Here is a 25,481-nt window from a genome sequence, read left to right as displayed (position 1 = left end):
TGCTGGCGCAGCCCCGTGCCATAAAATCAATCGATCAGATGTCGATCTATGCTGCTTGAGGATGGATCACGCGGTGCAGGGCTTGCGCTAGCTCGGGCTGGCGGAACGGCTTTGTAAGTTGGGGAAGGCCAATGTTCAGATCGCCGCCGGCATATCCCGTGATGACTAGGACTGGCATATCAGGATCTTGAGCGGCAACACGCTTGGCTAGCATCGCGCCGTTCATCCCGGGCATCATGTAATCCGTAACCACCAAATCAATTTCCAGTCCGGCAGATAATTCGCTCAACGCCTGCGTACCGCCGCTAACATCTCGAACGGAATGTCCGAGCTCGCGGAGCATTTCAGCTGTACCTGCTCGGACGAGCTCTTCGTCGTCTACCAGAAGGATGCGCAGCGGTCTGGTATCAGGAACGTCGCCGCCTGAATGCTGCACAGATTGGGGTGCCAGCTCATCTGCTACCGGCAGATAGAACCGGGCCTGCGTGCCGCGACCGACTTCGCTTTCCAGGGTGAACGCGCCGCCTAATTGACCCGCCAGGCCGTGGACCATTGAAAGGCCGAGGCCCGTCCCCTTGCCAACTTCCTTGGTAGAGTAGAATGGCTCGACCGCCCGAGCGAGCGTATTGGCATCCATGCCTGTGCCGGTATCGCGGACTGCGAGGCTGATATAGCGTCCCGCCTTCAGACCATCGGCGTTTGAGTCGTCGCTCGACACGCACGACGCCGATATCGTCAGGGTACCACCGTCCGGCATCGCATCACGCGCATTGACGCAGAGATTGAGGATCGCCAGCTCAAGCTGGTTGGGATCCGCCATCGCAGCGGGCAAGGTATCAGGGCATTCGATCTGAAGTTTGATCGCGGGCCCGATTGAACTCGTGACCAAGTCCTGAACCCCGTCGACCAATGCACAGACATCGGTCGCTTTCGTTTCCAGCACTTGTCGCCGCGCGAAACCGAGCAAACGGCTGACCAGTAATCGCGCGCGTTCCGCCGATTGAAGCGCTCCATCGATCAGGCGCCCCATGCGAGGATCTTGATCCGCGTAACGACGGCTGAGCAGGTCTAGCGCACCAGTGATGGGGGTGAGCAGATTGTTGACGTCGTGCGCAACGCCACCCGTCAATTGCCCGATCGTCTCAAGCTTCTGGGCCTCGTGCAGCTGCTCGGCGGCAGCCTGTCGCTCGGCGACCGCTGCATCGATACGTCGCTCAAGTGTTTCGTTAAGATCGCGCAGCGCAATTTCGGCACGCTTGCGCTGGGTCACATCCTGAAAGAACACGGCGACCTCGTCGCTTCCCTCCGGTTCGACTCGAAACGCTGACAGCTCGAGATGACGGCCGGTCGCAACCAGTTCCTGCTCAAAACGGATCGGCTCGCCAGTCATAAGCACGCCGCGATATCGTTCGACCCACGATGCCGCCTCTTCAGGGACCATTTCGCGGACACGCTGGCCGACGACATTCTCGATCCCGGCATGGCGCGCATAGGCGCTGTTGGCCTGGACGTGGACATAATCGCTCAACGGGCCATGGGGGCCATCGACGAAGCGGATGACGCAGAACCCTTCGTCCATCGTGTCAAACAGCGTCGCATAACGCGCCTCGCTTTCGCGCAGTTCGACCAGGCGGGTACGGGCTTCATATTGCCGACGGCGACCGCGCAGCGCCGATCGTGCCAGGCTAACCAAGGTCGTCGGGTGGAAGGGCCGCTCCAAAAACGTCACATTGCCGAGCGTCTCAAGATGTCGGGTCGCCGCCGGATTGCGTTCCAGGCCACCGCCGCGATTGGTCAGGAGGATGATCGGCATGTCCGACCATTCCTGTTGGTCGGCCAGCCAATCGACGAACGGCCGGAGGTCAGCGTTGATCAGCGCTTCCTCAGTGAACAGCGCGAAGCCTGCCCCGGCATTTAGTTCCTCGATCAGAGCAGGTAGAGAAGTGCAGATGTGCGTTTCGACGCCAGCTTCGCCTAATATGACCGCTGCGATCGCGGCGTCCCTGCCGCGAGGTGCGAGGATCAGAGCCCGTTCGGAGAGCGTCGTGCGTTTCACGCAGGGCCGGAGCCCAGCAATGCGACAGGTTCGATCAGTTCGGGCACCCCACGCAGGATACCTTGGAAACCGGTAAGCGGTGGGCCGAGGCGTATACCCTGGCTGTTGATCTGATATTCCCGGATCGAATCTTCGTGGGCGCTCATGCGTTTCTTAACGACCGAGATTGCCCTTCGGACGCGCCCCACCGCCTCAAAATATCTCAAGAGTATGACCGTATCGGCAAGGTAGGTGACATCGACCGGCGACTTCATGTCACCGACGAGTCCGTGCTGCGCCACCGTCAGAAACGTCGTCGCGCCGCGCCGGTTGAGATATTGCAACAGCTCGTGGATGTGCAGGATCAGCGCCCCTTCGCCTGGCATCGCTGCCTGATAGCCGTTCAGGCTGTCGATGACGATCGTGCGCGCGCCGTGCGCCTCCACACATTCGCGCACCCGCGCCGAAAACTCGCCAGGGGTCAATTCCGCCGCATCAACCTGTTCCAGAACCAGGTTGCCGGAGGCAATCATCGCCTTCAAATCGATGTCCAGCCCAAGCGCACGCTGGGTTAGCAATCCAATTTCTTCGTCAAACACGAACATTGCCGCGCGCTCACCACGTGCCACCGCGGTCTTAACGAAGGTCAGCGCGAGCAGCGACTTGCCGGTGCCAGCGGGACCAAGCAACAATACGCCCGACCCACGTTCGACACCGCCACCGAGCAAGGAATCAAGTTCCGGCGTATCGGTGCTCAAAACTTGCCGGTCATATTCCTTGTGATGCTCAGCCGAAATCAAGCGCGGGAAAATCTTTACCCCGCCAGTGTGGATGGCGATGTCGTGATAGCCGCCCCGGAACCGCCGCCCACGATATTTGACGACCCGCATCCGCCGCCGCTCCGCGCCATATTCGGGGGCAAGCTCCTCCAGCCGGACTACGCCGTGCGCGACCGAATGCACGGTCTTGTCATTGACCTCGGTGGTCATGTCGTCGAGCATCAACACCGTCGCACCGCTACGCGCGAAATAATGCTTCAGCGCCAGGATCTGACGCCGATACCGTAGCGAGCTTTGCGCGAGCAGGCGGATTTCGGATAGGCTGTCGATGACTACGCGCGAAGGCTTTACGCGCTCGAAATTCTCAAAGATGCGCTTGGTCGCTTCCCCCAGTTCAAGGTCGGACGAATAAAGCAGACTCTGTTGCTGGTCGTCGTCCAGCAAGCTTTCAGGCGGCACCAGTTCGAAAATGTCGAGCCCGTCCAGTGTCCAGCCATGCGACTTGGCCGTCATGTGCAGTTCGTCTTCGGTCTCGGATAAGGTGACGTAGAGGCACTTTTCGCCGAGTGCCGCCCCGGTCATTAGGAACTGGAGGGCGATGGTGGTCTTGCCAGTGCCGGGGCTCCCTTCGAGCAGATAGACGCGGCCGCGTTCGAAACCGCCTCCGAGCACATCGTCCAGCCCGCCAATCCCAGTCTCCGCCTGTGTGGCCACGTCATGCTTTGTCACAGATCATCTCCCGCGATAGGGGTCGGCATCTTACCTCGCGCAATTGCTTATCACGACGGCATACGACCGTCCGATTAGATCAACAGAAGAAAAAGCGATAGACTGGCTTGGAATTGCAACCACTTAAACGCCCAAAGGGACGACGCGAAGTGGCAAGCCTGAGCAGTTCCGACCGCGTTGATTGCTGCCAGTGTCGTTAGGCGCTGTGCGACCTTTCTGCTGAGAAGGCGTGCACGTGACGTCGGTTGCACGGCATGCGGGCAACTGTTTGCAAACACAAGCTGCGCCTCAACAGCAAGTTTCAGAGTTTGAATTGAGAATTCCTGGGGCGCTTTGCAATCGGCATGGATCCGCAACGTTACGAAGCCATCCTCCGCGGTCGACAAATGGGGAATGTGTTTGACGTCCCGGCAGCGAACGATTGCCCCGGCTGACTGCTACCGCCACTATGGAGACAATCGGCGCAACAGATTTAGGGTTGTGAAGCATGCCAGACCGGATTCTTGTTCTTTACGGCTCGTATCGCTCCGATCGAACGGGCATTCGTTTGGCAAACTATCTCGTTCGAGGGCTCAAGGGTCGGGGGAACGATGCCCAGCTGTTGGACGCGCGCGAAATCGGACTTCCCATGCTTGACCGGATGTACAAGGAATACGCACCGGGAGACGCACCCCAGGCGATGCAAACCCTAGCTGAGCAGCTTCGCATCGCCGATGCGTTCGTATTCGTGGCGGGGGAATATAATTGGGGCGTTCAGCCAGGACTAAAAAACCTCACGGACCATTTCCTTGAGGAGTGGTTCTGGCGACCAGCAGCAGTAGCAAGTTACTCGGCGGGCAGGTTGTCGGGTGTGCGCGCCAACCTCGCCTGGCACGGAACGTTGTCCGAGATGGGCATGGTCGTCATTCCCAGCACCGTGGCGGTCGGGCCTATCGTCAAGACGCTTGACGAAAATGGCGCTCCCATTGGCGAGGCAGGCCAAGCCCTTGACCGCGCATTTGCACGCTTCGCCGATGACCTCGCCTGGTGGACCGCCGCCGCAAAGCATCAGAGAGAGCGGACACCGCCGCCCTACTAACTCAAGCAGTTAAAATCATTATCGATGCAAGACAGTGAAGATCGAGGGCCGATGTGATGACCGATAGTCAGGAATGGCCAGCCATTCCCTTCGAACCGTGGATGGACACCTGTTCTGCGCTGCACCTCTATACACAAATCGTCGGTAAATATCGCCTCGCCCACACGCCGTGGGTCAATCATTCTTGGCACGCAACACTGTACGTCAACGCCGATGGGCTAACGACCGGGCTCATTCCCGATGGCCCAGGTGTTACCATTCAGTTCGACCTCCAGCGGCAAAGGCTTGTCGCGTCGTGCGCGACCGGAACCACTAGCGGCTTCGCCTTGGAACCCATGTCGGTCGCCGAGTTTGACCTCAGATTTAAAGAAGCGATCGCCACACTGGGCGGTTCGCCCAATTATCACGGTCGTCCGAACGAACTTGCTGAGGCCACACCGTTTGCCAACGATGTCGCGGAACGTCCGTGGGACGCCGACGCCGTATCTCGATTCCATCGCGCTTTGGTGCAGATTGACGGGGTCTTCAACGAGTTCCGCACAGGATTTCTCGGCAAGGTCAGCCCTGTGCATCTGTTCTGGGGAAGCTTCGACCTGGCGGCCACCCGTTTCTCAGGCAGATCCGCCCCGCTGCACCCCGGCGGCATTCCCAACCTGCCGGATCCGATCACGCAGGAAGCCTATAGCCACGAAGTGAGCTCAGCCGGTTTCTGGCCCGGCGGGGGCGATATCAAAGAGCCCTGCTTCTATTCCTACGCATATCCTACGCCGGATGGCTTTTCCGAGCAGCCTGTCAAACCGGAGGCAGCAAGGTTCGACGAGAAGCTGGGCGAATTCGTGCTTCCATACGAAGCTGTCCGGCTGGCACCGCATCCACGCGCGGCGCTGCTGGAATTCCTTCAGTCAACCTACGATGCTGCTGCGGGTCTGGCTGGTTGGGAAGAAAATCTGTCCTGTGCGATTGGCCAGAAAGGTGTGCCACGCATCGTCGGCTAAATTCCTGCGCGCGTTTAATCGGTGCGCAGCCATTGCGACGCCACGGCTCGAATTTAATGCCATTACGAGATCGATGTCTGATCCAGCGCGTTCAGAGGCTGTGCCCACCACCCGCTGTAGCCGGCGCAAGGCAGCCAATGACTTCAGGGTGCCGCCGGTACGCACAGCCAGTCCGGGATCGGTCATCGGGGATGTAAACTAGGCCCTGCCACCCATATCCACGAGATGTCGAAGCTTACCGTATGGCACGATAGCGGATGTCCACTCTGCCGCGCAGAGATTGCCGTAATGCGTCGGCTCGACACAAAAGACCGCATAGAATTCATTGACGTTGCAAATCCGCTTATGGCCGATTGTCCCGTCGATCGTGCCGAGCTTCTCGCTCGGTTTCAAGCTCGCGAGGACGGCGTTATGCTATCCGGCGCGGCGGCCTTTGCCGCAATGTGGCGCGCGATCCCGGTACTGCGGCCGTTTGGCCTGATCGCGAGATCCCGATTTGTCCTCGCCTTGCTGGAGCGGTGTTACGTGATGTTCCTCAGGGTTCGGCCGACGCTCCAGCGGCTGGTCGGCCACACGGCGTCCGCATGAGACCCCGCCCCGACCCGATTCGTCCCGGACAGGAGAGCGTATGGGCTTATCCTCGACCGGCCATTGCCGAGCCGAGGGATGCGCACATCGTCATCAAGCACCGTGACAGGATTATTGCAGATACCCGTCGCGCCGTCCGTACACTCGAAACAAGCCATCCCCCCAGCTACTATATCCCGCCCGAGGATATCACGATGGAACTGTTGCGCCCTGCGGGTGGCGGCTCATTCTGCGAATGGAAGGGCGCGGCGCGCTACTGGGACGTCGTTGTAGACGGCGCGGCGCTGCCACGCGTCGGATGGAGCTATCCGTCTCCAACCCCCGCCTTTGCTTTGCTTCGCAACTACATCGCGTTCTACGCCGGGCCACTCGACCATTGCTGGGTCGATGGCGAGATCGTGACGCCGCAACCTGGCAGTTTTTACGGCGGTTGGATCACGTCGGACCTTTCGGGTCCGTTCAAGGGCGTTCCTGGCAGCATGGGCTGGTGACCGGATGAGCAGAGATAACGGCGATCGGCTTAGCCGTTCGATCCCTCGTGGGCGCCTTTCCAGGCTAGGCCATTTCGGACGGCTGGCTGGTGGCGTCGCGGGAGGAATGGCGGCTGAGGGCGCCCGGCGGCTCGCAGCGGGTGAACGGCCGCGGCTTGGTGACTTGTTGCTAACGCCCGCCAACGCCAAGCGCGTGGCCGATCGGCTGTCGCACCTTCGCGGAGCCGCGCTGAAGCTCGGTCAGATGATCTCGATGGACGCTGGCGATTTCCTCCCGCCCGAGCTTGCGACGATCTTGGCAACCGTCCGCAACCAGGCATACCGGATGCCGCCTCAGCAACTCGACGGCGTGCTGAAGCGGGAATGGGGCGCAAACTGGCGACAGCGGTTCAAGCGCTTCGATGCAACCCCGATGGCGGCGGCATCGATTGGACAGGTCCACCGCGCAGAATTGCCGGACGGCCGCATTCTGGCAATCAAGGTCCAGTATCCCGGCGTGCGCGCCAGCATCAACGCCGATGTGGACAATGTCGCGACATTGCTGCGCTTGTCCAATGTGCTGCCCGCGACGCTTGATCTCTCAGCGCTGCTGGACGAGGCGAAAAGGCAGCTCGCCGACGAGGCCGATTATCTCCGTGAGGGCGAACAGATGCGGGCCTATGGCGAGCGGCTCCGCGACGACGCGCGCTATGTGGTACCTACGCTCCATCCTGAACTGACGACACCGGAGGTGTTGGCGATGGAATTTGTCGGGGGGCAGCCAATCGAAGCGTTGGTTGATGCACCGCAGGACGAGCGCGACCTCGCAACCGCGATGTTGATCGAGCTGGTGCTGCGCGAACTGTTCGAGTTCGGCGTCATGCAGACCGATCCCAATTTCGCCAATTATCGCTGGCAACCTGAATCCGGAGCGCTGGTGCTCCTCGACTTCGGCGCGACGCGGGATGTGCCGCCGCGAACAGCGGCGTCCTATCGGGCGCTGATCGCCGCGGGGCTCGCGCATGACCGCGACCGCATACGCGACATCGCTGTGGAAACTGGCTTCTTGGGTGCAGGCGCAGTCGCGGCGCACCGGGCGACGGTCGATCGCATCATCGCAGCAGTCGACGACACCCTTGGCCGACCGGGACCGTTCGACTTCGGCGACCGCGCGTTCGTGCCGGTCATTCGCGATGAGGCTTCGGCACTGTTGGGCGACCGGGCAACTTGGCACGTACCCAACGTCGAAACGCTGTTCGTGCAGCGCAAGGTCAGCGGAACAGCGCTGCTCGGCGCGAGGTTGAAGGCACGCGTCGACATTGTGGGACTTGCTTCCGCCGCTATCGCGGACGTGCGTCCGCTAACCCAATAGCGTCTAGAGATTAGGTGAAGCTGCGCCCTGAAATCGCGGAGATCAATCCATGGCTGGCGGCGCGACGCCAGTGATCGCGGAGTTCGCAGAAAGGTCTCCGACAAAACCTACATATTGTTGCGCGTTCAAGTTTGCATCAGCATCGCATTGTAATTCGGGATCGGCCGCTGCCAGATCGAGCATGCTGCGGTTGAGGCGCAAACGAACGGCAGGTTTTGGGGACAGCCTTAATCTCGCCGAACGGCCGATTATGGGACGCTAAGCTGTCGGTCGAACGGCTCCGGTTCTCAGATAGTCCTCTATGGGGTCGCAGAAAGCGGCGCTGTTCTGCGGGTTTCTGCGAATGGTGCCCGGAAGAGGACTCGAACCTCCACGACCTTGCGATCGCCAGCACCTGAAGCTGGTGCGTCTACCAATTCCGCCATCCGGGCACAGGGTAGGCGGCGGCAACTAGGCGGCGGACCGGGGGGTGTCAACTGGGGTCGTGCGGATTTCGGAGCAGGAGCGCGCGCATTCCCAGCGCGACCTTGCCCTTCGCGGTGACAAGGGGCATTGGACACCGCATCGGGCACGCGCCCATGACCAACCGAGACACGGCAAAGGCACATGAAGGACAAGCTCATCACGGTGTTCGGCGGCGGCGGTTTCGTCGGCCGCTATGTCGTCCAGGCGCTGCTTGCGCGCGGTGCGCGGGTGCGGATCGCGCAGCGCGATCCCCGCCAGGCGCTGTTCCTTAAACCGCAGGGCGGCTTGGGCCAGACGCAATTTGTCGCCGCCGACATCGCGCGTCCCGAAACGCTGGCGCGCGCGGTCGAAGGATCGGATGGAGTCGTCAATCTGGTCGGCATTCTGTCGGGAGATTTCGAGAAATATCACGTGCGCGGCGCGCGGGCTGCCGCGGCGGCTGCCGATGCGGCGGGGGCGGCCAGCTTTGTTCAGATGTCGGCGATCGGTGCCGATCCCGAATCCGAATCGGCCTATGGTCGATCGAAGGCGCTGGGCGAACAAGCGGTGTCCGGGGAATTCGCGGGGGCCACCATCCTGCGCCCCTCGATCATCTTTGGGCGCGAAGACCAGTTCGTGAACCGCTTCGCCCGGATGATCCAGAGCGCACCGGTCGTGCCTGTTCTGCGCGCAGAGGCGAAGTTTCAACCCATCTATGTTGCCGATGTCGCCGAAGCCGTGGGCCGCGTGCTGGCGGAGCCGACGCGCTTTGCGGGCAAGACGATCGAACTAGGCGGACCCGACGTCATCACCATGGGTGCGCTGATCCGCTGGATCGCGCAAACCATCGGGCGCGATCCCGCCATCGTGGACTTGCCCGACCAGATCGGATCGCTGATCGCGGGCGCGGGTTTCCTGCCTGGCGCGCCGATCACCCGCGATCAGTGGAAGATGCTGCAATCCGACAATGTCGTCGCAGGCGCCGCGCTAGGCATTGAAGACCTGAACATCGATCCGGTGCCGATGGCGACGGTCGCGCCTGGCTGGCTGGTGCAGTATCGCAAGCAAGGGCGGTTCGGCACGCATCGCGCGGCCTGAACCGTACCGCCCATCCCTGATGTACGAACGACCCTGAGGGGCACGATATGCAAGACCTGCTGACCATCATCCTGCTCGGCATCATCGAGGGGCTGACCGAGTTCATCCCGGTATCGTCCACAGGGCACCTGATCCTGCTGAGCGAATTGCTCGGCTTTACCGGAGAAGGATCGGCGGCGTTCAAGATATCGATCCAGTTGGGTGCGATCCTGGCGATCCTGATCGCCTATTGGCGGCGCTTCTGGAATGTCGGGCATGGCCTGATGCGTGCCGACCGCGACTCGGTGATGTTCACACGCAACATCCTGATCGCATTCCTGCCCGCGATGGTGATCGGTGCGTTCGCCTATGAAGGCATTCGAGTGCTGCTTCAGTCGCCGGTGACGGTCGCGATTGCGCTGATCCTAGGCGGGCTCGCGATCCTAGCGATCGAACGGATGGTCAAGCACGTGACCGTCGAGAGCGTCGAGGCGATGCCGTTGAAAACCGCGATCGGCATCGGCATCGTCCAGTGCCTGGCGATGGTACCGGGGGTCAGCCGCTCGGGCGCGTCGATCATGGGCGCTCTGCTGATGGGGGTCGAGCGCAAGACCGCAGCGGAGTTCAGTTTCTTCCTGGCGGTGCCGACGATGATCGGCGCAACCGTCTATGCGTTGTGGAAGGATCGCGACGTGCTGACGTTCGACGACCTGAACGCCATCGCGATCGGATTTACGGTCGCGTTTCTGGTGGCGCTGCTGGTCGTGAAGGCGTTCGTGGCGATCGTCGGACGGTTCGGGTTCGCGCCCTTTGCCTGGTATCGGATCGTCATCGGATCGGTCGCGCTGGTGTGGCTGCTGGCGCGATAGGGCCGGAACGGCACCAACATCGCGCTGCGCAGTCCACAAAACATTTCACTGCGTCGCAACATTCTTTCGATAGGGTGCTAAGCCTGACCTAATTGTCGGTTTTGGCGTGACTCGCCCCGGTTTCGCGCATATTTCGCGGCCTCAGAACAAGGGGCGAGCGCGAAATGGCCGACGAAAAGATGCTGCAATTCGTAAAGCTCGGGCAGGAATATCCCGCCAAGCGCGAAGCCGAATTGCGCGCCGACGACTTTCGCGAGATCGCCGATCGTTATGCGACGCCCGATGCAGAGGCGCAGGCCGGGCGCTGTTCGCAATGCGGCGTCCCCTATTGTTCGGTGCATTGCCCGCTTCACAACCACATCCCCGACTGGCTGCGGCTGACGGCGGAAGGGCGGCTGCGCGAGGCATATGAACTGTCCAACGCCACATCGACCATGCCCGAGATCTGCGGCCGCATCTGTCCGCAGGACCGGTTGTGCGAAGGCAATTGCGTCATCGAATTTTCCGGTCACGGTGCGGTCACGATCGGGTCGGTGGAGAAATACATCACCGACACGGCGTGGGAGGAAGGTTGGGTCGAGCCGCTGGTGCCGGGTACTGCGCGCGGGCAATCGGTCGGGGTGATCGGCGCTGGGCCGGCGGGGCTGGCGGCGGCGGAATATATGCGGCTGATGGGCTATGAAGTCCATGTTTATGACCGTTACGATCGCGCGGGCGGACTGCTCACCTACGGCATCCCGGGCTTCAAGCTGGAAAAGCCGGTGGTGATGCGCCGGGTCGACCGGTTGAAGGCAGGCGGCATCGTCTTTCACGAGAATTTCGAGGTCGGGCGCGATGCAACGCTGGACGAATTGCGCGACCGTCACGACGCAGTGCTGATTGCGACCGGCGTGTATAAGCCGCGCGCGATTCGGGCACCCGGCATCGGCGCGAACGGCGTCGTCGACGCGCTCGATTTCCTGACCACGTCGAACCGCAAGAGTTTCGGCGACGCAGTGCCTGCATTCGAGGATGGCAGCCTGAATGCCGCTGGCAAGGACGTCGTCGTGATCGGCGGCGGCGACACCGCGATGGACTGCGTGCGTACCGCGATCCGCCAGGGCGCGAAGTCGGTGAAGTGCCTCTATCGCCGCGACCGCGCCAATATGCCAGGATCGCAGCGCGAAGTCGCCAATGCCGAGGAAGAAGGCGTCCAGTTCGTCTGGCTGTCGGCACCCGCAGCGTTCGAGGATACAGACGGCAATGTCGCGCGCGTTCGCGGTCAGCGGATGCGCCTCGGTGCGCCCGACGCCTCCGGCCGCCGCGCGCCCGAGCCCGATCCGGGCAGCGACTTCACGCTGGACGCCGATCTGGTGATCAAGGCGCTCGGCTTCGACGCGGAAGACCTGCCCGCTTTGTTCGAAGCCCCTGAACTGGGCGTCAATCGCTGGGGCACCGTTCGGGTCGATGCGCGCAGCATGATGACCAGTCTGGACGGCGTGTTCGCCGCGGGAGACATCGTGCGCGGTGCGAGCCTCGTCGTGTGGGCGATCCGCGATGGTCGCGATGTCAGCGACCACATGCACCGCTATTTGAAGACCAAGGCAAAGGCTGCGCCCGCGCGCGAGAAGGAGGCGGCATGATGGTCCGCGACATGGCATCCGAACGCAGCCGCCTCGCCCGTGACGGCATGTACCGCCCCGAGTTCGAGGGCGATGCCTGCGGCGTCGGCATGGTCGCGGCGACCGATGGCAAGGCCAGCCGCCGCGTCGTTCAGTCGGCGGTCGATGCACTGAAGGCCGTATGGCACCGCGGCGCGGTCGATGCCGATGGCAAGACCGGCGACGGTGCAGGGCTGCATATCGATTTGCCGCACCGCTTTTTCGACGATGCCATTGCCGCATCGGGCCATGCGGCGTTGCCCAACCGGCTGGCGGTGGGCATGATCTTCTTGCCCCGCACCGACCTGGGCGCGCAGGAGACGTGCCGGACCATCGTCGAGGCCGAGATCATCGGCGCGGGCTACACCATCTATGGCTGGCGTCAGGTGCCGGTCGACGTCTCGGTCATCGGGCGCAAGGCGCAGGAAACGCGGCCCGAGATCGAACAGATCATGATCGCCGGGCCAATGCCCGACGAGCAGAGCGCGGCGGAATTCGAAAAGGAACTCTATCTCGTCCGTCGCCGGATCGAGAAGGCGGTGATCGCCGCCCAGATCGCGGGCTTCTACGTCTGTTCGCTGTCGTGCCGGTCCATAATTTACAAAGGCCTGTTCCTCGCGGAATCGCTGTCGGTCTTCTATCCCGACCTGACCGACGACCGGTTCGAAAGCCGCGTCGCGATCTTTCACCAGCGTTATTCGACCAACACCTTCCCGCAATGGTGGCTGGCGCAGCCGTTCCGATGTCTGGCGCATAATGGCGAGGTCAACACGATCCGCGGCAACAAGAACTGGATGCTGAGCCACGAGATCAAGATGGCGAGCATCGCATTCGGCGATCGCTCGGAGGACATCAAGCCGGTGATCCCGGCGGGCGCATCCGACACCGCGGCATTGGACGCGGTGTTCGAGGCGATCTGCCGTTCGGGCCGCGATGCGCCGACTGCCAAGCTGATGCTCGTCCCCGAAGCCTGGCAGGGCGGCGACGCCATGCCGCCCGCACACCTGTCGATGTACAAATATCTCGCCTCGGTGATGGAGCCGTGGGACGGCCCCGCCGCGCTGGCGATGACCGATGGCCGATGGGCGGTCGCGGGGATGGACCGCAATGCGCTGCGCCCGCTTCGCTACACGCTGACCAATGACGGCTTGCTGATCGTCGGATCGGAAACCGGCATGGTGGTGGTGCCAGAGGCGAGCGTGCTCGAAAAGGGCCGGCTGGGGCCGGGGCAGATGATCGCGGTCGACCTCGACGACGGCGTGCTGATGCATGACCGCGCGGTCAAGGACCGGATTTCGGGCGAGCATGATTATGCGTCGATGATCGGCGAATTCCTGACCATCGACGATCTGCCGAAAGCCGATGCCTCATCCTGCCGCTTCGACCGCGCCGAGCTGACCCGGCGTCAGGTCGCGGCGGGACAGACGCTGGAGGATATGGAGCTGATCCTGTCGCCGATGGTCGAGATGGCCAAGGAAGCGATCGGATCGATGGGCGACGATACGCCGCTGGCGGTCATTTCCGACAAGCCGCGCCTGATCAGCCAGTTCTTCCGCCAGAATTTCAGCCAGGTCACCAATCCCGCGCTCGATCCCTTGCGCGAGCGTCATGTGATGTCGCTCAAGACGCGGTTCGGAAATCTGTCGAACATCCTGGAAAGCGAAGAGCGCGCCAACCCGGTGCTGGTGCTCGAAAGCCCGGTGCTGACCAACGCCGACTGGGACAGGCTAAAGGCCTATTTCGCCGACCAGACCGCGCAGATCGATTGCACCTTTGCGACCGGGGGCAGAGCGGAGGATTTGCGCGCCGCGATCGCCGACATCCGCGCGCAGGCCGAACAGGCGGTGCGTGAGGGCAAGACCGAATTATTCCTGACCGACGAGAATGTCGGTCCCGACCGCATCGCGATTGCAGGCGTATTGGCGGCAGCGGCGGTGCATACGCATCTCGTCCGCAAGGGACTGCGCTCCTATGCCAGCGTCAATGTGCGGACGGCGGAATGCCTCGACACCCATTATTACGCGGTGCTGATCGGCGTGGGCGCGACCACGGTGAACGCCTATCTCGCCGAAGCGTCGATCGCCGATCGCCAGGCACGCGGGCTGTTCGGGGACTTGTCGCTGGAGGATTGTCTGGAGCGGCACCGCACCGCGATTCAGGAAGGGCTGCTCAAGATCCTGTCGAAAATGGGGATCGCAGTCATCTCCAGCTATCGCGGCGGGTATAATTTCGAAGCGGTGGGGTTGAGCCGTGCGCTGGTCGCCGATCTGTTTCCGGGGATGCCCGCCAAGATTTCGGGCGAAGGCTATGCTTCGCTCCACCTCAACGCGATCATGCGGCACGAGGCGGCCTTCGACCGTGCAGTCGTCACGCTCCCGATCGGCGGATTCTATCGCCAGCGGCATTCGGGCGAGACCCACGCTTATTCGGCGCAGCTCATGCACCTGCTGCAAAGCTCGGTTTCGACCGACAGCTATTCGACCTATCTGCAATTCGCGCGCGGGGTGCGCGACCTGCCGCCGGTCTACTTACGCGATCTGCTCGAATTCAACTATCCGGCGGAAGCCGCACCGATCGATCAGGTCGAGGCGATCACCGAAATCCGCAAGCGGTTCGTGACGCCGGGCATGTCGCTGGGCGCGCTGTCGCCGGAGGCGCACGAGACGCTCGCCATCGCGATGAACCGCATCGGCGCGAAGGCGGTGTCGGGCGAAGGAGGCGAGGACATGGCGCGCTATTCGCCGTACGACAATGGCGACAACGCCAATTCGGGGGTGAAGCAGATCGCATCCGGGCGCTTCGGCGTAACGGCGGAATATCTGAACGCTTGCGATGAAATCGAGATCAAGGTCGCCCAAGGGGCCAAGCCCGGCGAGGGTGGGCAATTGCCGGGGTTCAAGGTGACCGAATTCATCGCCAAGCTGCGCCACGCGACGCCCGGCGTCACCCTCATCTCTCCGCCGCCGCACCACGACATCTATTCGATCGAGGATCTCGCCCAGCTCATCTATGACCTGAAGCAGATCAATCCGCGCGCGCGGGTGTGCGTAAAACTGGTCAGCTCTGCGGGCATCGGCACGGTCGCGGCGGGCGTGGCGAAGGCGCATGCCGACGTCATCCTCGTGTCCGGCCATGTCGGCGGCACCGGAGCGTCGCCCCAGACCAGCATCAAGTATGCCGGCACCCCTTGGGAAATGGGGCTGAGTGAGGTCAACCAGACGCTGACGCTCAACAATTTGCGCGGCCGCGTGACGCTGCGCACCGACGGGGGGCTGAAGACCGGGCGCGACATCGTCATCGCCGCGATCCTGGGCGCGGAGGAATATGGCATCGGTACGCTTAGCCTCGTCGCGATGGGCTGTATCATGGTTCGCCAATGCCATTCGAACACCTGCCCGGTCGGCGTCTGCACCCAGGACGAGGCGCTGCGAAAGAAGTTCGTCGGGACGCCCGAAAAGGTCATCAACCTGATGACCTTCATCGCCGAGGAAGTCCGCGAGATTCTCGCCAAGCTGGGGGTCAAGAGCCTCGACGAAGTGATCGGACGCACCGAACTCCTGCGTCAGGTCAGCCGCGGGGCCGAGCATCTCGACGATCTCGATCTCAACCCGATCCTCGCCAAGGTCGATGCGTCGGACGAGGATCGCCGTTCGGACAAGGGCCAATGGCGCAATCCGGTGCCCGACAGCCTAGACGCGCAGATGATCGGCGATGCGGCGGCGGTGTTCAGCCGCGGCGAGAAGATGCAGCTCACCTATACCGTACGCAACACCCACCGCGCGGTCGGCACGCGCCTGTCGAGCGAAGTCACGCGCAAATTCGGGATGGACAAGCTCGCTGACGGGCACATCCATGTCCGTCTGCGCGGCTCCGCCGGGCAGTCGCTGGGTGCGTTCCTGTGCAAGGGCATCACGCTGGAAGTGTTCGGCGACGCCAACGATTATGTTGGCAAGGGGCTGTCGGGCGGCGTCATCGTCGTGCGTCCGACGGTCAGTTCGCCGCTGGTCAGTCAGGACAATACCATCATCGGCAACACCGTGCTGTACGGTGCGACCAGCGGTCGGCTGTTCGCGGCGGGGCAGGCGGGCGAGCGGTTCGCGGTGCGCAATTCGGGCGCGAACGTCGTCGTCGAGGGCTGCGGCGCGAACGGCTGCGAATATATGACCGGCGGGACGGCGGTGATCCTGGGTGCGACGGGTGCCAATTTCGGCGCGGGGATGACCGGCGGCATGGCCTTCATCTACGATCGCGAAGGCACATTCGCCGCGCGGGCCAACCCGGAAAACATCACCTGGCAACGCATCGCGTCCTCACATTGGGGAGGCGTGCTCAAGGAACTGGTTGCGGCCCATGCGGCGGCGACCGACAGCAAGCATTCACGCGGCCTGATCGAGGATTGGGACCGGATCGTCGGCGATTTCTGGCAGGTGGTGCCTAAGGAAATGCTGACGCGATTGGCGCATCCGCTGGAGGATGAGGCGAGCGAACTGGTCGCCGCGGAGTAAGATCCCACGCCGTCACCCCGGCCGCAGTGCCGGGGTCCACCGAGCGGCAAACAACGCGGCACGAGAGTTGAGCGCGGCGCAAGCGGCTTAGTGGACCCCGGCACTGCGGCCGGGGTGAGGGCGCGTGTGCGCCAAACAAAACGCTCGCTACCAACTTCCGCTCACCGCATCGCCTCGCTATTGCTGGGTGCCATGTGGACGCTCTACCAATTCCCCCTATGCCCTTTTTCGCGCAAGGTCCGGCTGCTGCTGGGTGAGAAGGGCGTCCCCTATGCGCCGGTACGCGAATCGCCGTGGCTGCGGCGTGACGAATATCTCGACCTGAACCCGGCAGGGCAGACCCCGGTGATGGTCGATGTCGAGCGCGGCGGCATGCCGCTGATCGATTCAGGCCCGATCTGCGAATACTTCGAAGAGACGGTCGACAAGGCGGCGATGATCAACGGGACCGCTGCCGATCGTGCCGAAATCCGCCGCCTGACGATCTGGTTCGATACCGCCTTCTACCGCGACGTGACCGGGCCGCTGCTGTTCGAGCGGATGGAGAAGCGGCTCGTCCACCGCGCCGCACCCGATTCAGGCGCGCTGCGCGAAGCGATGAAGTCCGCGATCGCGCATCTCGATTATATCGATTTCCTGCTCGATCACCGTGCCTGGCTGGCGGGGGCGACGATGAGTCTCGCCGATCTGGCCGCCGCGGCACATATTTCGGTCGCGGACTATCTGGGCGGAATTGATTGGAAGGGGCACGAACAGGCCAAGCGTTGGTATGTCGGCATGAAGAGCCGTCCGTCGATGCGACCACTGCTGGCGGAACGGATGGAAGTCATCAGCCCGCCCGCCGACTACGAAAATCTGGACCTGTAGGCCGAATTTCGAGTTAATCGTTAAACCCGAGGGAAGGCGCGGATGCTCGAACACGTACCCGGTTGGCTTGGCAAGGCGATGAAGGGCCTGCGCGCGGGCGAGGAAAAGCTGGCGATCGTTCAGCCCGGCCTAGGCAGTTTCGAACCGTTGCGGCTGGCTAGCCCCGCCTTCGCGAACGGCGCGCGCCTGCCCGAGCGATTCACCGCCGACGGCGCGGGCGTGTCGCCGCCCTTGTTCTGGACCGGCGTTCCCGAGGGGACCGCGCGGCTGGTGTTGCTGGTCGAAGACCCCGACGCGCCCGCACTGCAGCCGCTGGTCCACGCGATCGTGTGGGATCTGGCGGCAGCGGATGGCGACTTGGTCGAGGGCGCGATCCGACGCGATGGCGAAGGCGAAGTCGGCGGGCCGGATGTCGGCCGCAACAGCTATTTCACCGAAGGCTGGCTCGCCCCCGATCCGCCGACCGGCCACGGCGCGCATCATTACGCATTCCAGTTGTTCGCAATTTCGGATGGCCCCGATCCCGGCACCACCCCCAGTCGATCGGCGATCCTGAAGGCGATGAAGGGCCGCGTGCTGGCGGCGGGAATCCTGACCGGCACCTATTCGCGTGGCGAGGAAAAGCCGAGTGGCCCGGTCGGCGCGGCGGTTCCTGTGGGGGGCTGAGCCAACCCTCACCGCCAAACCCGTCATTCCAGCGAAAGCTGGAATATCAGGCGATGGGACACAACGTCACCCCGCATTACGGCCCGATATCCCAGCTTTCGCTGGGATGACGTAAAGTGGCTACCCGTTGACGATCATCCCGCCATTGGGATGCAGCACCTGCCCCGACATATAGCTGGCATCGTTGCACGCCAGAAACAGGAAACTGGGCGCGACTTCGTTGGGCTGGCCAGGACGACCCATCGGCGTGCTTTCGCCAAACGTCTCGAGCTTTTCGGGCGACGCGCCACCGCACGGGTTGAGCGGCGTCCAGATCGGCCCCGGCGCCACGGCATTCACGCGAATGCCGTCGCCGATCAGATTTTCGGACAGTGATCGGGTAAACGCCGTGATCGCGCCTTTGGTCGATGAATAATCGAGCAACTCCTTCGACCCCTGATACATGGTGACGCTGGTGCAATTGACGATCGCCGCGCCCGATTTCAGGTGCGGTCGCGCAGCCTGGACCAGAAAAAACATGCCAAAGATGTTGGTCTGGAACGTCCGTTTCAGCTGTTCCTCGGTAATGTCGGTGATGTCCTGATCGGGATGCTGCTCGCCTGCATTGTTGACCACGATGTCGAGCTTGCCGAACTCGGCGATCACCCGCGCCACCGCGTCGTTGCAGAATGCCTTGTCGCCGATGTCCCCGGCGATGGTCAGCGCGCGCGTCCCTTCGTCGCGGACGATCTGTGCGGTTTTTTCGGCATCGTCATGCTCGCACAGGTAGAGGATGGCGATGTCCGCGCCCTCGCGCGCATAGAGCGCAGCGACGGCGCGACCGATCCCGCTGTCGGCACCGGTGATGAGGGCGACCTTGCCCTTCAAACGGCCGGAACCAGGATAGCGCGGCTGCCATTCGGGCTTCGGATCGAGTCCCGATTCATGGCCAGGCAATTGATCTTCATGGATCATTTCGACGTCTCGGTCATCGCGCGCTCCTGTTCAGGCTGTGCCTGTGAAGCGAGGGACCGGGTCGAAGGTTCCGTCAACATAAGGACGGCGGTGGCGCAAGGGTCAGGCGAGAATGGCCAGCCCTTGCGCATGGGTGCCGAGGATCAGCAGGATCGTGGTCGAAAAGGATCCGATACCGATCAGGACGGGGCGAAGCGCGGTGCGCGCCGCCGGGTTACGGAGCTTCACCGGGTTACGCCAGCGGCAGGCCGGGTGCCGATGCAGCGACGAGGATCGCGGTGAAGAAGACCGAGCCGACCAGAGCGACGGCATTGCGCGAGACGTTTTCGATACGGACGAACATGGTGGAAACTCCCTGATGTTCGGCGGTACCGGACCATCCGTCCGCCGATGCTGAGGGAGTTGCAGGGAGCATGCCAATTGCGAAAAGGGCGGGTTTTTTCGGGCTTCGGCTACGCCTACCGGCTGTATTTCGCAATTTACGCCAGACGGATGTCAAGTTGCGCCATGTTCATGTAGCGCGATTCGCTAATTGCTGACGATGCAGTTCCGACCGGCGCTTTTGGCGGCATAAAGGTTGCGGTCGGCGCGATGAAACGCGTCGCTCTGCACCTCGCCATCGCGCAATGCGATCAGACCGGCGGAAAAGGTGACATGGCCGACCGGCGAATCGCCGTCTCGGGTCCGGAAAAAACGTTCCGAGGTGGCTTCGCGCGCGATCGTCAGCATCGCGTCGGCTTGCTCCAATGTCAGGCCTGAAAACAGGATCGCAAACTCTTCGCCGCCATAGCGCGAGACGAGCTGTCCGCCGCAATGTTTGGCCATGGTGTCGCCGATCGCCTTCAGCACGCGATCACCGACCTGGTGCCCGAAGCGATCGTTGACCTGTTTGAAATGGTCGATGTCGCACATCGCCAGACACAATTGGCTCCCGGCATTGATCTGCGCGGCGAACGCCTCGGCAAAGGCGCGGCGGTTGGGCAGGCCGGTCAGCGGATCGCGGCGCGCATCCTTGCGTGCGGCTTCCAAATCCTCGCGCAGGCCGTTGGCTTCCTTCGTGGCGGATTCGAGCTGGGCCTCGGCGACATGGACGCGTTCGATCATCGACGCGGTGATCCGCGCGACTTCCTCCAATGCGATGCCGTCCTGGGGTCGCTCGCGCGACGCCGCGATCGCCTCAGCGCTTGCCTGCAGGTCGCGACCGAAGCCGCGCGTTTCTTCATGAAGGCTGCCCATCATGTCGGCAAACGTCTCGACCTTCATCTGGGTGCGCGCGACCAATCCTTCGATTGTCGCCGATTCGGTCGTGGTATCGACATCCGCGCCCAGCGAATCGATGTCCTTTTGGGTCAGGCGGATGCCGCCATCGGTCAGTTGATTGACCGCCTGCGCCAGCGGTCCCGCAGGGTTGGCAAGCACATGCCAGGCAAAGGTATAGTTGGTGGGGTTGGGATCAAGCCGCTGGTCGCGAAGGAAAATCCCTACAGCCTGGAACAGGCGCGCGGCTGCGTCATTGTCCCCTACACTGCGGATGGCATTCGCGCTGGTCATTGATCCCCACCGGGTTTCTGCTCGGTGGATGCCGATGAAACCTTGTCTCCTGACTACCAAGTCAGTTGCTAAAATCCAGTGACTTTGCGGTTTACCAAGTGGAAAGGCCGCCAACATGTTCGTCGCAGTCTATTGGTGGCGCATAAAGCCCGGCGAGGAAGATCGGTTCCGCACGGCATGGCGACACGGCACCGAATTGATCCGCGCCCGCTATGGCAGCCTGGGGTCGCGGCTCCACCGCGCGCAGGACGGGCGTTTCGTCGGCACCGCAGAATGGCCCGATGAGGCGACGTGGCAGGCGGCAATGGACGTGAAGATGGTGTACGACGCCCCCGACACCCGCCGCGTGTTCGTCGAGGCGGTGGAGGAAGGCGGGGTGGCGTTCGCGATGGAAGTGACCGACGATCTGCTCGATCGGTCGGCCACTTCAACTTCCAACGCCGGGTGAGGACTTAGCCCCGTGACGCCCGCCACTTCTTGACCGCCGCCAGCGTCGAATTGACGTGCTCCGCCGGGCTCATGTCGCTGTGCGCGTGGAGGATGCGGCCGTCGGGGGCGATGACATAGCTGGTGCGGTTGCTGATGACCCGCGGCTTGCCGTCCTTGCCCTTGGTCGCGAGCACCACGTCATAGCCTTTGAGCACGGCGGGGCTGGCAGTCGCCACCGCGAACTTGCCCGCGCAATGTTCGGTCGAGAATTTCTTCAAAGGCTCGATCCCGTCGGCGGACATGCCGATCACGGTCGCACCCTCCGCGCGAAACGCATCGACCTTGTCGGCGAACATCTTGGCCTCTGCGTTGCAGCCCGAGGTGAAGGCGGCGGGGAAGAAATACAGCACCACCGGCCCCTTCTTCAGTTGCTGGGCCAGGTGTACGCGGTACGCCTTGCCGCCCATCGCGCCTTGCGTCGTGAAATCTGGCGCGCGCGTGCCGGGGGTGAGCGCTGCCTGTGCGGGCAGCGCCATTGCCGCCACCGCGACGAGTCCGATCAATCCGTTACGCATTTCGTTCATCCTCTCGCTCGCCGGGCCTTTTGCCGAACATACCCTAGCCCGCCGCGCTCGTGATCGCTAGGCGGTTGAATCATGGCCATCTCTCCTTCCGACATCGAACTCGCCGGGCGTCTCGCCGATGCCGCCCGCCACGCGATCCGCCCCTATTTCCGCGCCGAACATGGGCTTGAGGTAAAGGACGACGCCTCTCCCGTGACGCTCGCCGATAAGGCCGCGGAGGCCGCAATGCGCCGGTTGCTGATCGCCGAACGCCCGATGGACGGGATCATCGGCGAAGAGGAAGCGCCCCGCGAAGGCAGCAGCGGGCGGACCTGGGTGCTCGATCCGATCGACGGCACGCGGTCGTTCATCGCCGGACGCCCCATCTACGGCACGTTGATCGCGTTGATCGAGGGCGACTGGCCGCTGCTGGGGGTGATCGATCAGGGCATCATCGGCGAACGCTGGTTGGGGGTGGTCGGCCAGCCGACGACGCTGAACGGCAAGCCCGCGACCACCCGTCGCTGTCGTGCGGTAACCGACGCGCTGCTCGCCACCACCTCCCCTGCCTTGTTCGACGACGGCCAGTTGCATGCGTTCGAACATCTCGACGCGCAGGTGCGGTCGACCGTGCTGGGGGGCGATTGCTATAATTACGGTTGCCTGGCGAGCGGGCACCTGGACATCGTGGTCGAGGCCGGACTGAAGCTCCACGATTTCGCGGCGCTGGTCCCGGTGGTCGAGGGCGCGGGCGGGCGCATGTGCGACTGGGCGGGAGATCCGCTGCACGCCGGCAGCATCGGCGAAGTCATCGCTGCGGGCGACCCGGCACGGATCGACGACATCCTAGAGGCGATGGCCTGCCGGGGGCATTGAGGCGCGTTGGCCGCGGCTGACTGATAATGATCTAGGCCGAGTGATCGCCCCTCCCAACCGTCACCCCGGCCGAAGTGCCGGGGTCCACTAAACCGCTCGCGCACCGAGAGAGCCTCTATCCGAGAGCCATGCCGCCCGGTGGACCCCGGCACTATGGCCGGGGTGACGGAGGGCTTTTAGCATCCAGTCCCTAAACCACCGCTGAGCCTGAACGCGTCTCGCCCAACACTTCCTCCACCCAGGTCGGTACCAATACGCCTGCGCTGCCCAACCGGCTTTCGTCGAACCAGTCGCTGCCCTCCGATGGATCGAGGTTGAGTTCCAGCGTCCGTGCGCCGACCGCATTCGCCAACTGGACGAATCCTGCCGCAGGATAGACCGCCCCAGACGTACCGATCGACACGAACAGGTCGCAGTCGGACAGTGCCGCCTGAATCCGCTCCATTTCATACGGAATTTCGCCGAAAAAAACGATGTTTGGCCGCATTGCAGGCGCACCGCACGCCGCGCACACCGTCCTCGGAGCCATGTTCCCCGTCCAGGGTCGCCGCGTATCGCACGCAGCGCACAGACCTGCGTTCAGTTCGCCATGCATATGCACCATGCGCGCCGCTCCGGCACGCTCGTGCAGATCATCGACATTCTGCGTCACGATTAGCAAACCGCCGGTCCATTGGGCATCGAGCCGCGCCAGCGCACGGTGCGCCGCATTGGGCTCGACCGTCGCCAGCGCCGCGCGCCGCAGATCGTAGAACCGGTGAACCAACTCGGGATCGCGTGCCAATGCCTGGGGCGTGCAGACATCCTCGACCCGGTGCCCTTCCCACAAGCCACCAGGCCCGCGAAACGTCGCGACGCCACTCTCGGCGGAAATCCCCGCGCCAGTCAGGACGACGATGTTCTGGGTCATGCCGTTTCCTCCCAGCCGGGCGGCGGCGTCTTCTTCACCGCATAAATATGATCGTCGGGACCGCGGAAATAAAGCCATTCGAACCCGTTCCACGTACCTATATCACCGATGACTTCCACGCCTTTGGCGATCAGTTCGGCGTGCGCGGCGCAGACGTCGTCGACTTCGAATGCGATGACCGGTGGCGACGTAAGCGCCCGTCCGCCCGTACCGGGGCCGAACAACTCCAGAATTTGTCCGTCCCCTACCGTCAGCATCGCCACGCCGCGCGGGTCGACGATTTTCGTCTCCAGACCTAGGACGGTGGTGAAAAAGTCCAGCGTTGGCTGGAAAGCATCGGTGCCTACCCCGACCCAGGATATTCCTTTGACTTGCATCGCATCGCTCCCTGCCGCCCTCATTCGGATGGGGGCATTGTCAAGGCAAGCCTCACGCCCTCGATCGGTCGGATTGCTTGCTCGAAAACCTGATATATGTTGGCCCCCGCCGCCGCTTTCTGCCACAGCTTGACGCAAATCTGGGACGTGAGGATCGCATGACGAGCATCGGCATCTTTGGAAAGCTCGGGCGCATGGGCCAGGCGATCGCCGATGTCGCGCCGTCGTTGAACGCGCGCATTGCGGGGGGCGTGGATATTGGTGACGACCCCGTCCCGTTGGCACGCGAGGCCGATGTGCTGGTCGATTTCTCCGCCCCCGCCGCACTCGAGGCCAATCTTGCCGCGGCGCGCGCGGGCGGCACGCCGGTGGTCATCGGAACGACGGGCCTTGCCCGGCCGCACCACGACCTGATCGACGACGCCGCGCGCGATATCGCGGTACTTCAAACCGGTAACACCTCGCTTGGCGTCGCATTGCTGTGCGCGCTGGTCCGCGATGCGACCCGGCGGCTGGGCACCGATTGGGACGTCGAAATCGTCGAGATGCATCACCGGCAAAAGGTCGATGCCCCCAGCGGCACCGCGCTGATGCTGGGGGAAGCGGCGGCCGAAGGGCTGGGGACGCCTTTGTCCGAATGCGGGGTCATCGGTCGCGCCGGGCTGACCGGGTCGCGCGCCGAGGGGACGATCGGCTTTGCGTCGCTGCGCGGAGGCACGGTGGCGGGCGACCATAGCGTCGTGCTGGCGGGCGACGGTGAGCGCATCGAATTGATCCACCGGGCAGAGGACCGCGCGATCTTTGCGCGCGGCGCGGTGAAGGCGGCACTGTGGCTGAAGGATCAGCCCGCGGGCCGCTACACGATGGACCAGGTGCTCGGGCTCTGACGCGGTGAAGAAGGCAGACGTCGTCGAATTCTACGCCCGGCTGGCAGAGGCCAATCCGCATCCCGAAACCGAGCTTGCCTATGTCAACGACTACACGCTGCTGGTCGCGGTTGCGCTGTCCGCGCAATCGACCGATATCGGCGTCAACAAGGCGACCAGGCTGCTCTTCCAAGAAGTGGATACGCCCGAAAAGATGGTCGCGCTGGGCGAAGACGGGCTGAAACAGCACATCAAGACGATCGGGCTGTTCAACGCCAAGGCGAAGAACGTCATCGCGCTGTCCGAAGCGCTCATCGCCGATTATGGCGGTCAAGTACCGCCGGAACGCGAGGCACTGGAAGCATTGCCCGGTGTCGGGCGCAAGACCGCAAACGTCGTGCTCAACACCGCGTTCGGGCACGAAACTTTCGCGGTCGATACCCACATCTTTCGCGTCGGCAACCGTACGGGGCTCGCGCGTGGGAAAACCCCGCTGGCGGTCGAAAAGGCACTCGACAAAGCAACCCCCCAGCCGTTCCGCCTCCACGCGCATCACTGGCTGATCCTCCACGGCCGCTATGTCTGCAAAGCGCGCACCCCCGAATGCTGGCGCTGTCCGGTCGCCGACCTGTGCGCCTACAAGCCCAAGACGCCCGAGCCGAAATCGCGCACGGCCAAGCGATCGGCGTGATCTCAAAACCGCTGGCGTACCCCGCACTGCTTTGCTAGGCGCTCGAACCCAGGCACCCGTAGCTCAGCTGGATAGAGCGCTGCCCTCCGAAGGCAGAGGCCACAGGTTCGAATCCTGTCGGGTGCGCCAGCTTTTCCGATCATTCCTGTA

24 protein-coding genes and 2 tRNA genes are annotated in these 25,481 nt (G+C 63.1%); 16 read left to right on the top strand and 10 right to left on the bottom strand.

The features are described from left to right. Positions 1 to 46: 46 nt before the first annotated feature. Together ENHY17A_RS03050 and ENHY17A_RS03045 are read right to left on the bottom strand one after the other, a co-directional pair. The gene (locus tag ENHY17A_RS03050) at positions 47 to 2,056 is read right to left on the bottom strand and encodes a hybrid sensor histidine kinase/response regulator (protein ID WP_236547715.1); all 2,010 of its coding nucleotides are present in this window, start codon (positions 2,054 to 2,056) and stop codon (positions 47 to 49) included. Continuing rightward, on the bottom strand, positions 2,053 to 3,543 hold the full coding sequence (locus ENHY17A_RS03045; protein WP_236547714.1) for an ATPase domain-containing protein: 1,491 nt from the start codon (positions 3,541 to 3,543) through the stop codon (positions 2,053 to 2,055). The genes ENHY17A_RS03050 and ENHY17A_RS03045 overlap by 4 nt, the downstream gene beginning before the upstream one ends. Before the next feature lie 487 nt (positions 3,544 to 4,030). On the opposite strand from ENHY17A_RS03045, the gene ENHY17A_RS03040 reads away from it, so the two are divergent. From ENHY17A_RS03040 to ENHY17A_RS03020, 5 genes are all read left to right on the top strand, one after another. Then, a complete protein-coding gene (locus ENHY17A_RS03040; protein WP_159709954.1) occupies positions 4,031 to 4,621 on the top strand; it encodes an NADPH-dependent FMN reductase in 591 nt (196 codons plus the stop codon). Between the two features lie 56 nt (positions 4,622 to 4,677). Continuing rightward, complete coding sequence (locus ENHY17A_RS03035; RefSeq protein ID WP_159709952.1) at positions 4,678 to 5,616, top strand: DUF5996 family protein; 939 nt, start codon at positions 4,678 to 4,680, stop codon at positions 5,614 to 5,616. 225 nt (positions 5,617 to 5,841) lie between these two features. Further along, complete coding sequence (locus ENHY17A_RS03030; protein WP_159709950.1) at positions 5,842 to 6,204, top strand: DCC1-like thiol-disulfide oxidoreductase family protein; 363 nt, start codon at positions 5,842 to 5,844, stop codon at positions 6,202 to 6,204. Continuing rightward, complete coding sequence (locus tag ENHY17A_RS03025; protein WP_159709948.1) at positions 6,201 to 6,695, top strand: DUF427 domain-containing protein; 495 nt, start codon at positions 6,201 to 6,203, stop codon at positions 6,693 to 6,695. The genes ENHY17A_RS03030 and ENHY17A_RS03025 overlap by 4 nt, the downstream gene beginning before the upstream one ends. A 4-nt stretch (positions 6,696 to 6,699) precedes the next feature. Next, the gene (locus ENHY17A_RS03020; RefSeq protein ID WP_159709946.1) at positions 6,700 to 8,046 is read left to right on the top strand and encodes an ABC1 kinase family protein; all 1,347 of its coding nucleotides are present in this window, start codon (positions 6,700 to 6,702) and stop codon (positions 8,044 to 8,046) included. A gap of 42 nt (positions 8,047 to 8,088) precedes the next feature. Here the strand turns inward: ENHY17A_RS03020 and ENHY17A_RS14675 are convergent, their stop codons facing one another. Further along, positions 8,089 to 8,229 (bottom strand): hypothetical protein, encoded by a 141-nt coding sequence (locus ENHY17A_RS14675; protein ID WP_236547713.1) that lies wholly within the window; start codon positions 8,227 to 8,229, stop codon positions 8,089 to 8,091. Between the two features lie 161 nt (positions 8,230 to 8,390). Next, positions 8,391 to 8,477 (bottom strand) — tRNA-Leu (locus ENHY17A_RS03015). A 175-nt stretch (positions 8,478 to 8,652) separates the two neighbouring features. Here ENHY17A_RS03015 and ENHY17A_RS03010 point away from each other — a divergent pair. The 6 genes from ENHY17A_RS03010 (at position 8,653) to ENHY17A_RS02985 (ending at position 18,114) form a co-directional block, all read left to right on the top strand. Continuing rightward, complete coding sequence (locus ENHY17A_RS03010) at positions 8,653 to 9,588, top strand: complex I NDUFA9 subunit family protein (RefSeq protein ID WP_159709944.1); 936 nt, start codon at positions 8,653 to 8,655, stop codon at positions 9,586 to 9,588. 47 nt (positions 9,589 to 9,635) lie between these two features. Next, positions 9,636 to 10,436, top strand: coding sequence for an undecaprenyl-diphosphate phosphatase (locus ENHY17A_RS03005; RefSeq protein WP_159709942.1), 801 nt, complete (start codon positions 9,636 to 9,638; stop codon positions 10,434 to 10,436). 164 nt (positions 10,437 to 10,600) lie between these two features. Continuing rightward, positions 10,601 to 12,058 carry an NAD(P)-dependent oxidoreductase gene (locus ENHY17A_RS03000; protein ID WP_159709940.1) on the top strand — a complete coding sequence of 486 codons (1,458 nt, stop codon included), beginning with the start codon at positions 10,601 to 10,603 and terminating at the stop codon, positions 12,056 to 12,058. Continuing rightward, a complete protein-coding gene (gene gltB / locus ENHY17A_RS02995; protein WP_159709938.1) occupies positions 12,055 to 16,581 on the top strand; it encodes a glutamate synthase large subunit in 4,527 nt (1,508 codons plus the stop codon). Before ENHY17A_RS03000 ends, gltB begins: the two co-directional genes overlap by 4 nt. Before the next feature lie 192 nt (positions 16,582 to 16,773). After that, a complete protein-coding gene (locus ENHY17A_RS02990; RefSeq protein ID WP_159709936.1) occupies positions 16,774 to 17,448 on the top strand; it encodes a glutathione S-transferase family protein in 675 nt (224 codons plus the stop codon). Between the two features lie 42 nt (positions 17,449 to 17,490). Next, the gene (locus tag ENHY17A_RS02985) at positions 17,491 to 18,114 is read left to right on the top strand and encodes a YbhB/YbcL family Raf kinase inhibitor-like protein (protein WP_159709934.1); all 624 of its coding nucleotides are present in this window, start codon (positions 17,491 to 17,493) and stop codon (positions 18,112 to 18,114) included. 120 nt (positions 18,115 to 18,234) lie between these two features. Here the strand turns inward: ENHY17A_RS02985 and ENHY17A_RS02980 are convergent, their stop codons facing one another. From ENHY17A_RS02980 to ENHY17A_RS02975, 3 genes are all read right to left on the bottom strand, one after another. Beyond that, positions 18,235 to 19,068 (bottom strand): SDR family oxidoreductase, encoded by an 834-nt coding sequence (locus ENHY17A_RS02980; RefSeq protein ID WP_159709932.1) that lies wholly within the window; start codon positions 19,066 to 19,068, stop codon positions 18,235 to 18,237. A gap of 102 nt (positions 19,069 to 19,170) precedes the next feature. Next, positions 19,171 to 19,296 (bottom strand): hypothetical protein, encoded by a 126-nt coding sequence (locus tag ENHY17A_RS14805; protein WP_268893985.1) that lies wholly within the window; start codon positions 19,294 to 19,296, stop codon positions 19,171 to 19,173. Between the two features lie 300 nt (positions 19,297 to 19,596). Beyond that, positions 19,597 to 20,619: a GGDEF domain-containing protein gene (locus ENHY17A_RS02975; protein ID WP_159709930.1), complete on the bottom strand. Its 1,023-nt coding sequence runs from the start codon at positions 20,617 to 20,619 to the stop codon at positions 19,597 to 19,599. A 115-nt stretch (positions 20,620 to 20,734) separates the two neighbouring features. Here ENHY17A_RS02975 and ENHY17A_RS02970 point away from each other — a divergent pair, with 115 nt between their 5' ends. Continuing rightward, the gene (locus tag ENHY17A_RS02970) at positions 20,735 to 21,067 is read left to right on the top strand and encodes an antibiotic biosynthesis monooxygenase family protein (protein WP_159709928.1); all 333 of its coding nucleotides are present in this window, start codon (positions 20,735 to 20,737) and stop codon (positions 21,065 to 21,067) included. A gap of 4 nt (positions 21,068 to 21,071) precedes the next feature. Here ENHY17A_RS02970 and ENHY17A_RS02965 read toward each other — a convergent pair whose 3' ends face one another. Further along, complete coding sequence (locus tag ENHY17A_RS02965) at positions 21,072 to 21,623, bottom strand: peroxiredoxin (RefSeq protein WP_159709926.1); 552 nt, start codon at positions 21,621 to 21,623, stop codon at positions 21,072 to 21,074. A gap of 81 nt (positions 21,624 to 21,704) precedes the next feature. On the opposite strand from ENHY17A_RS02965, the gene ENHY17A_RS02960 reads away from it, so the two are divergent. Then, positions 21,705 to 22,487 (top strand): inositol monophosphatase family protein, encoded by a 783-nt coding sequence (locus ENHY17A_RS02960; protein WP_159709924.1) that lies wholly within the window; start codon positions 21,705 to 21,707, stop codon positions 22,485 to 22,487. A 190-nt stretch (positions 22,488 to 22,677) separates the two neighbouring features. Here ENHY17A_RS02960 and ENHY17A_RS02955 read toward each other — a convergent pair whose 3' ends face one another. Continuing rightward, positions 22,678 to 23,397 (bottom strand): NAD-dependent deacylase, encoded by a 720-nt coding sequence (locus ENHY17A_RS02955; RefSeq protein ID WP_159709922.1) that lies wholly within the window; start codon positions 23,395 to 23,397, stop codon positions 22,678 to 22,680. Further along, complete coding sequence (locus ENHY17A_RS02950; RefSeq protein WP_159709920.1) at positions 23,394 to 23,774, bottom strand: VOC family protein; 381 nt, start codon at positions 23,772 to 23,774, stop codon at positions 23,394 to 23,396. The genes ENHY17A_RS02955 and ENHY17A_RS02950 overlap by 4 nt, the downstream gene beginning before the upstream one ends. A 158-nt stretch (positions 23,775 to 23,932) precedes the next feature. On the opposite strand from ENHY17A_RS02950, the gene dapB reads away from it, so the two are divergent. The 3 genes from dapB to ENHY17A_RS02935 all read left to right on the top strand — a co-directional run bounded on the left by dapB (position 23,933) and on the right by ENHY17A_RS02935 (position 25,460). Continuing rightward, positions 23,933 to 24,661: a 4-hydroxy-tetrahydrodipicolinate reductase gene (dapB, locus tag ENHY17A_RS02945; protein WP_159709918.1), complete on the top strand. Its 729-nt coding sequence runs from the start codon at positions 23,933 to 23,935 to the stop codon at positions 24,659 to 24,661. 4 nt (positions 24,662 to 24,665) lie between these two features. Then, entirely contained in the window at positions 24,666 to 25,331 is a 666-nt protein-coding gene (nth, locus tag ENHY17A_RS02940; RefSeq protein ID WP_159709916.1) for an endonuclease III, read from the top strand. Positions 25,332 to 25,383: 52 nt separating this feature from the next. Continuing rightward, positions 25,384 to 25,460 (top strand) — tRNA-Arg (locus tag ENHY17A_RS02935). Positions 25,461 to 25,481: the final 21 nt, after the last annotated feature.

Origin of the sequence: Sphingomonas sp. AX6, from assembly GCF_902506605.1 — a bacterium.
GTDB lineage: Bacteria > Pseudomonadota > Alphaproteobacteria > Sphingomonadales > Sphingomonadaceae > Sphingomonas.
This window is presented reverse-complemented; position numbering and strand designations above follow the sequence as displayed.

What these genes read in the sequence shown, in the direction of transcription:
- ENHY17A_RS02970 (WP_159709928.1), top strand. Translation starts at nt 20,735, where the DNA reads ATGTTCGTCGCAGTCTATTGGTGGCGCATAAAGCCCGGCGAGGAAGAT.
- gltB (WP_159709938.1), top strand. Translation starts at nt 12,055, where the DNA reads ATGATGGTCCGCGACATGGCATCCGAACGCAGCCGCCTCGCCCGTGAC.
- ENHY17A_RS02975 (WP_159709930.1), bottom strand. Translation starts at nt 20,619, where the DNA reads ATGACCAGCGCGAATGCCATCCGCAGTGTAGGGGACAATGACGCAGCC.
- ENHY17A_RS03000 (WP_159709940.1), top strand. Translation starts at nt 10,601, where the DNA reads ATGGCCGACGAAAAGATGCTGCAATTCGTAAAGCTCGGGCAGGAATAT.
- ENHY17A_RS02965 (WP_159709926.1), bottom strand. Translation starts at nt 21,623, where the DNA reads ATGCGTAACGGATTGATCGGACTCGTCGCGGTGGCGGCAATGGCGCTG.
- dapB (WP_159709918.1), top strand. Translation starts at nt 23,933, where the DNA reads ATGACGAGCATCGGCATCTTTGGAAAGCTCGGGCGCATGGGCCAGGCG.
- ENHY17A_RS03030 (WP_159709950.1), top strand. Translation starts at nt 5,842, where the DNA reads ATGTCGAAGCTTACCGTATGGCACGATAGCGGATGTCCACTCTGCCGC.
- ENHY17A_RS02960 (WP_159709924.1), top strand. Translation starts at nt 21,705, where the DNA reads ATGGCCATCTCTCCTTCCGACATCGAACTCGCCGGGCGTCTCGCCGAT.
- ENHY17A_RS03035 (WP_159709952.1), top strand. Translation starts at nt 4,678, where the DNA reads ATGACCGATAGTCAGGAATGGCCAGCCATTCCCTTCGAACCGTGGATG.
- ENHY17A_RS02955 (WP_159709922.1), bottom strand. Translation starts at nt 23,397, where the DNA reads ATGACCCAGAACATCGTCGTCCTGACTGGCGCGGGGATTTCCGCCGAG.
- ENHY17A_RS03025 (WP_159709948.1), top strand. Translation starts at nt 6,201, where the DNA reads ATGAGACCCCGCCCCGACCCGATTCGTCCCGGACAGGAGAGCGTATGG.
- ENHY17A_RS02950 (WP_159709920.1), bottom strand. Translation starts at nt 23,774, where the DNA reads ATGCAAGTCAAAGGAATATCCTGGGTCGGGGTAGGCACCGATGCTTTC.
- ENHY17A_RS03040 (WP_159709954.1), top strand. Translation starts at nt 4,031, where the DNA reads ATGCCAGACCGGATTCTTGTTCTTTACGGCTCGTATCGCTCCGATCGA.
- ENHY17A_RS03020 (WP_159709946.1), top strand. Translation starts at nt 6,700, where the DNA reads ATGAGCAGAGATAACGGCGATCGGCTTAGCCGTTCGATCCCTCGTGGG.
- ENHY17A_RS03005 (WP_159709942.1), top strand. Translation starts at nt 9,636, where the DNA reads ATGCAAGACCTGCTGACCATCATCCTGCTCGGCATCATCGAGGGGCTG.
- ENHY17A_RS03010 (WP_159709944.1), top strand. Translation starts at nt 8,653, where the DNA reads ATGAAGGACAAGCTCATCACGGTGTTCGGCGGCGGCGGTTTCGTCGGC.
- ENHY17A_RS02990 (WP_159709936.1), top strand. Translation starts at nt 16,774, where the DNA reads ATGTGGACGCTCTACCAATTCCCCCTATGCCCTTTTTCGCGCAAGGTC.
- ENHY17A_RS02985 (WP_159709934.1), top strand. Translation starts at nt 17,491, where the DNA reads ATGCTCGAACACGTACCCGGTTGGCTTGGCAAGGCGATGAAGGGCCTG.
- ENHY17A_RS02980 (WP_159709932.1), bottom strand. Translation starts at nt 19,068, where the DNA reads ATGATCCATGAAGATCAATTGCCTGGCCATGAATCGGGACTCGATCCG.
- ENHY17A_RS14675 (WP_236547713.1), bottom strand. Translation starts at nt 8,229, where the DNA reads ATGCTCGATCTGGCAGCGGCCGATCCCGAATTACAATGCGATGCTGAT.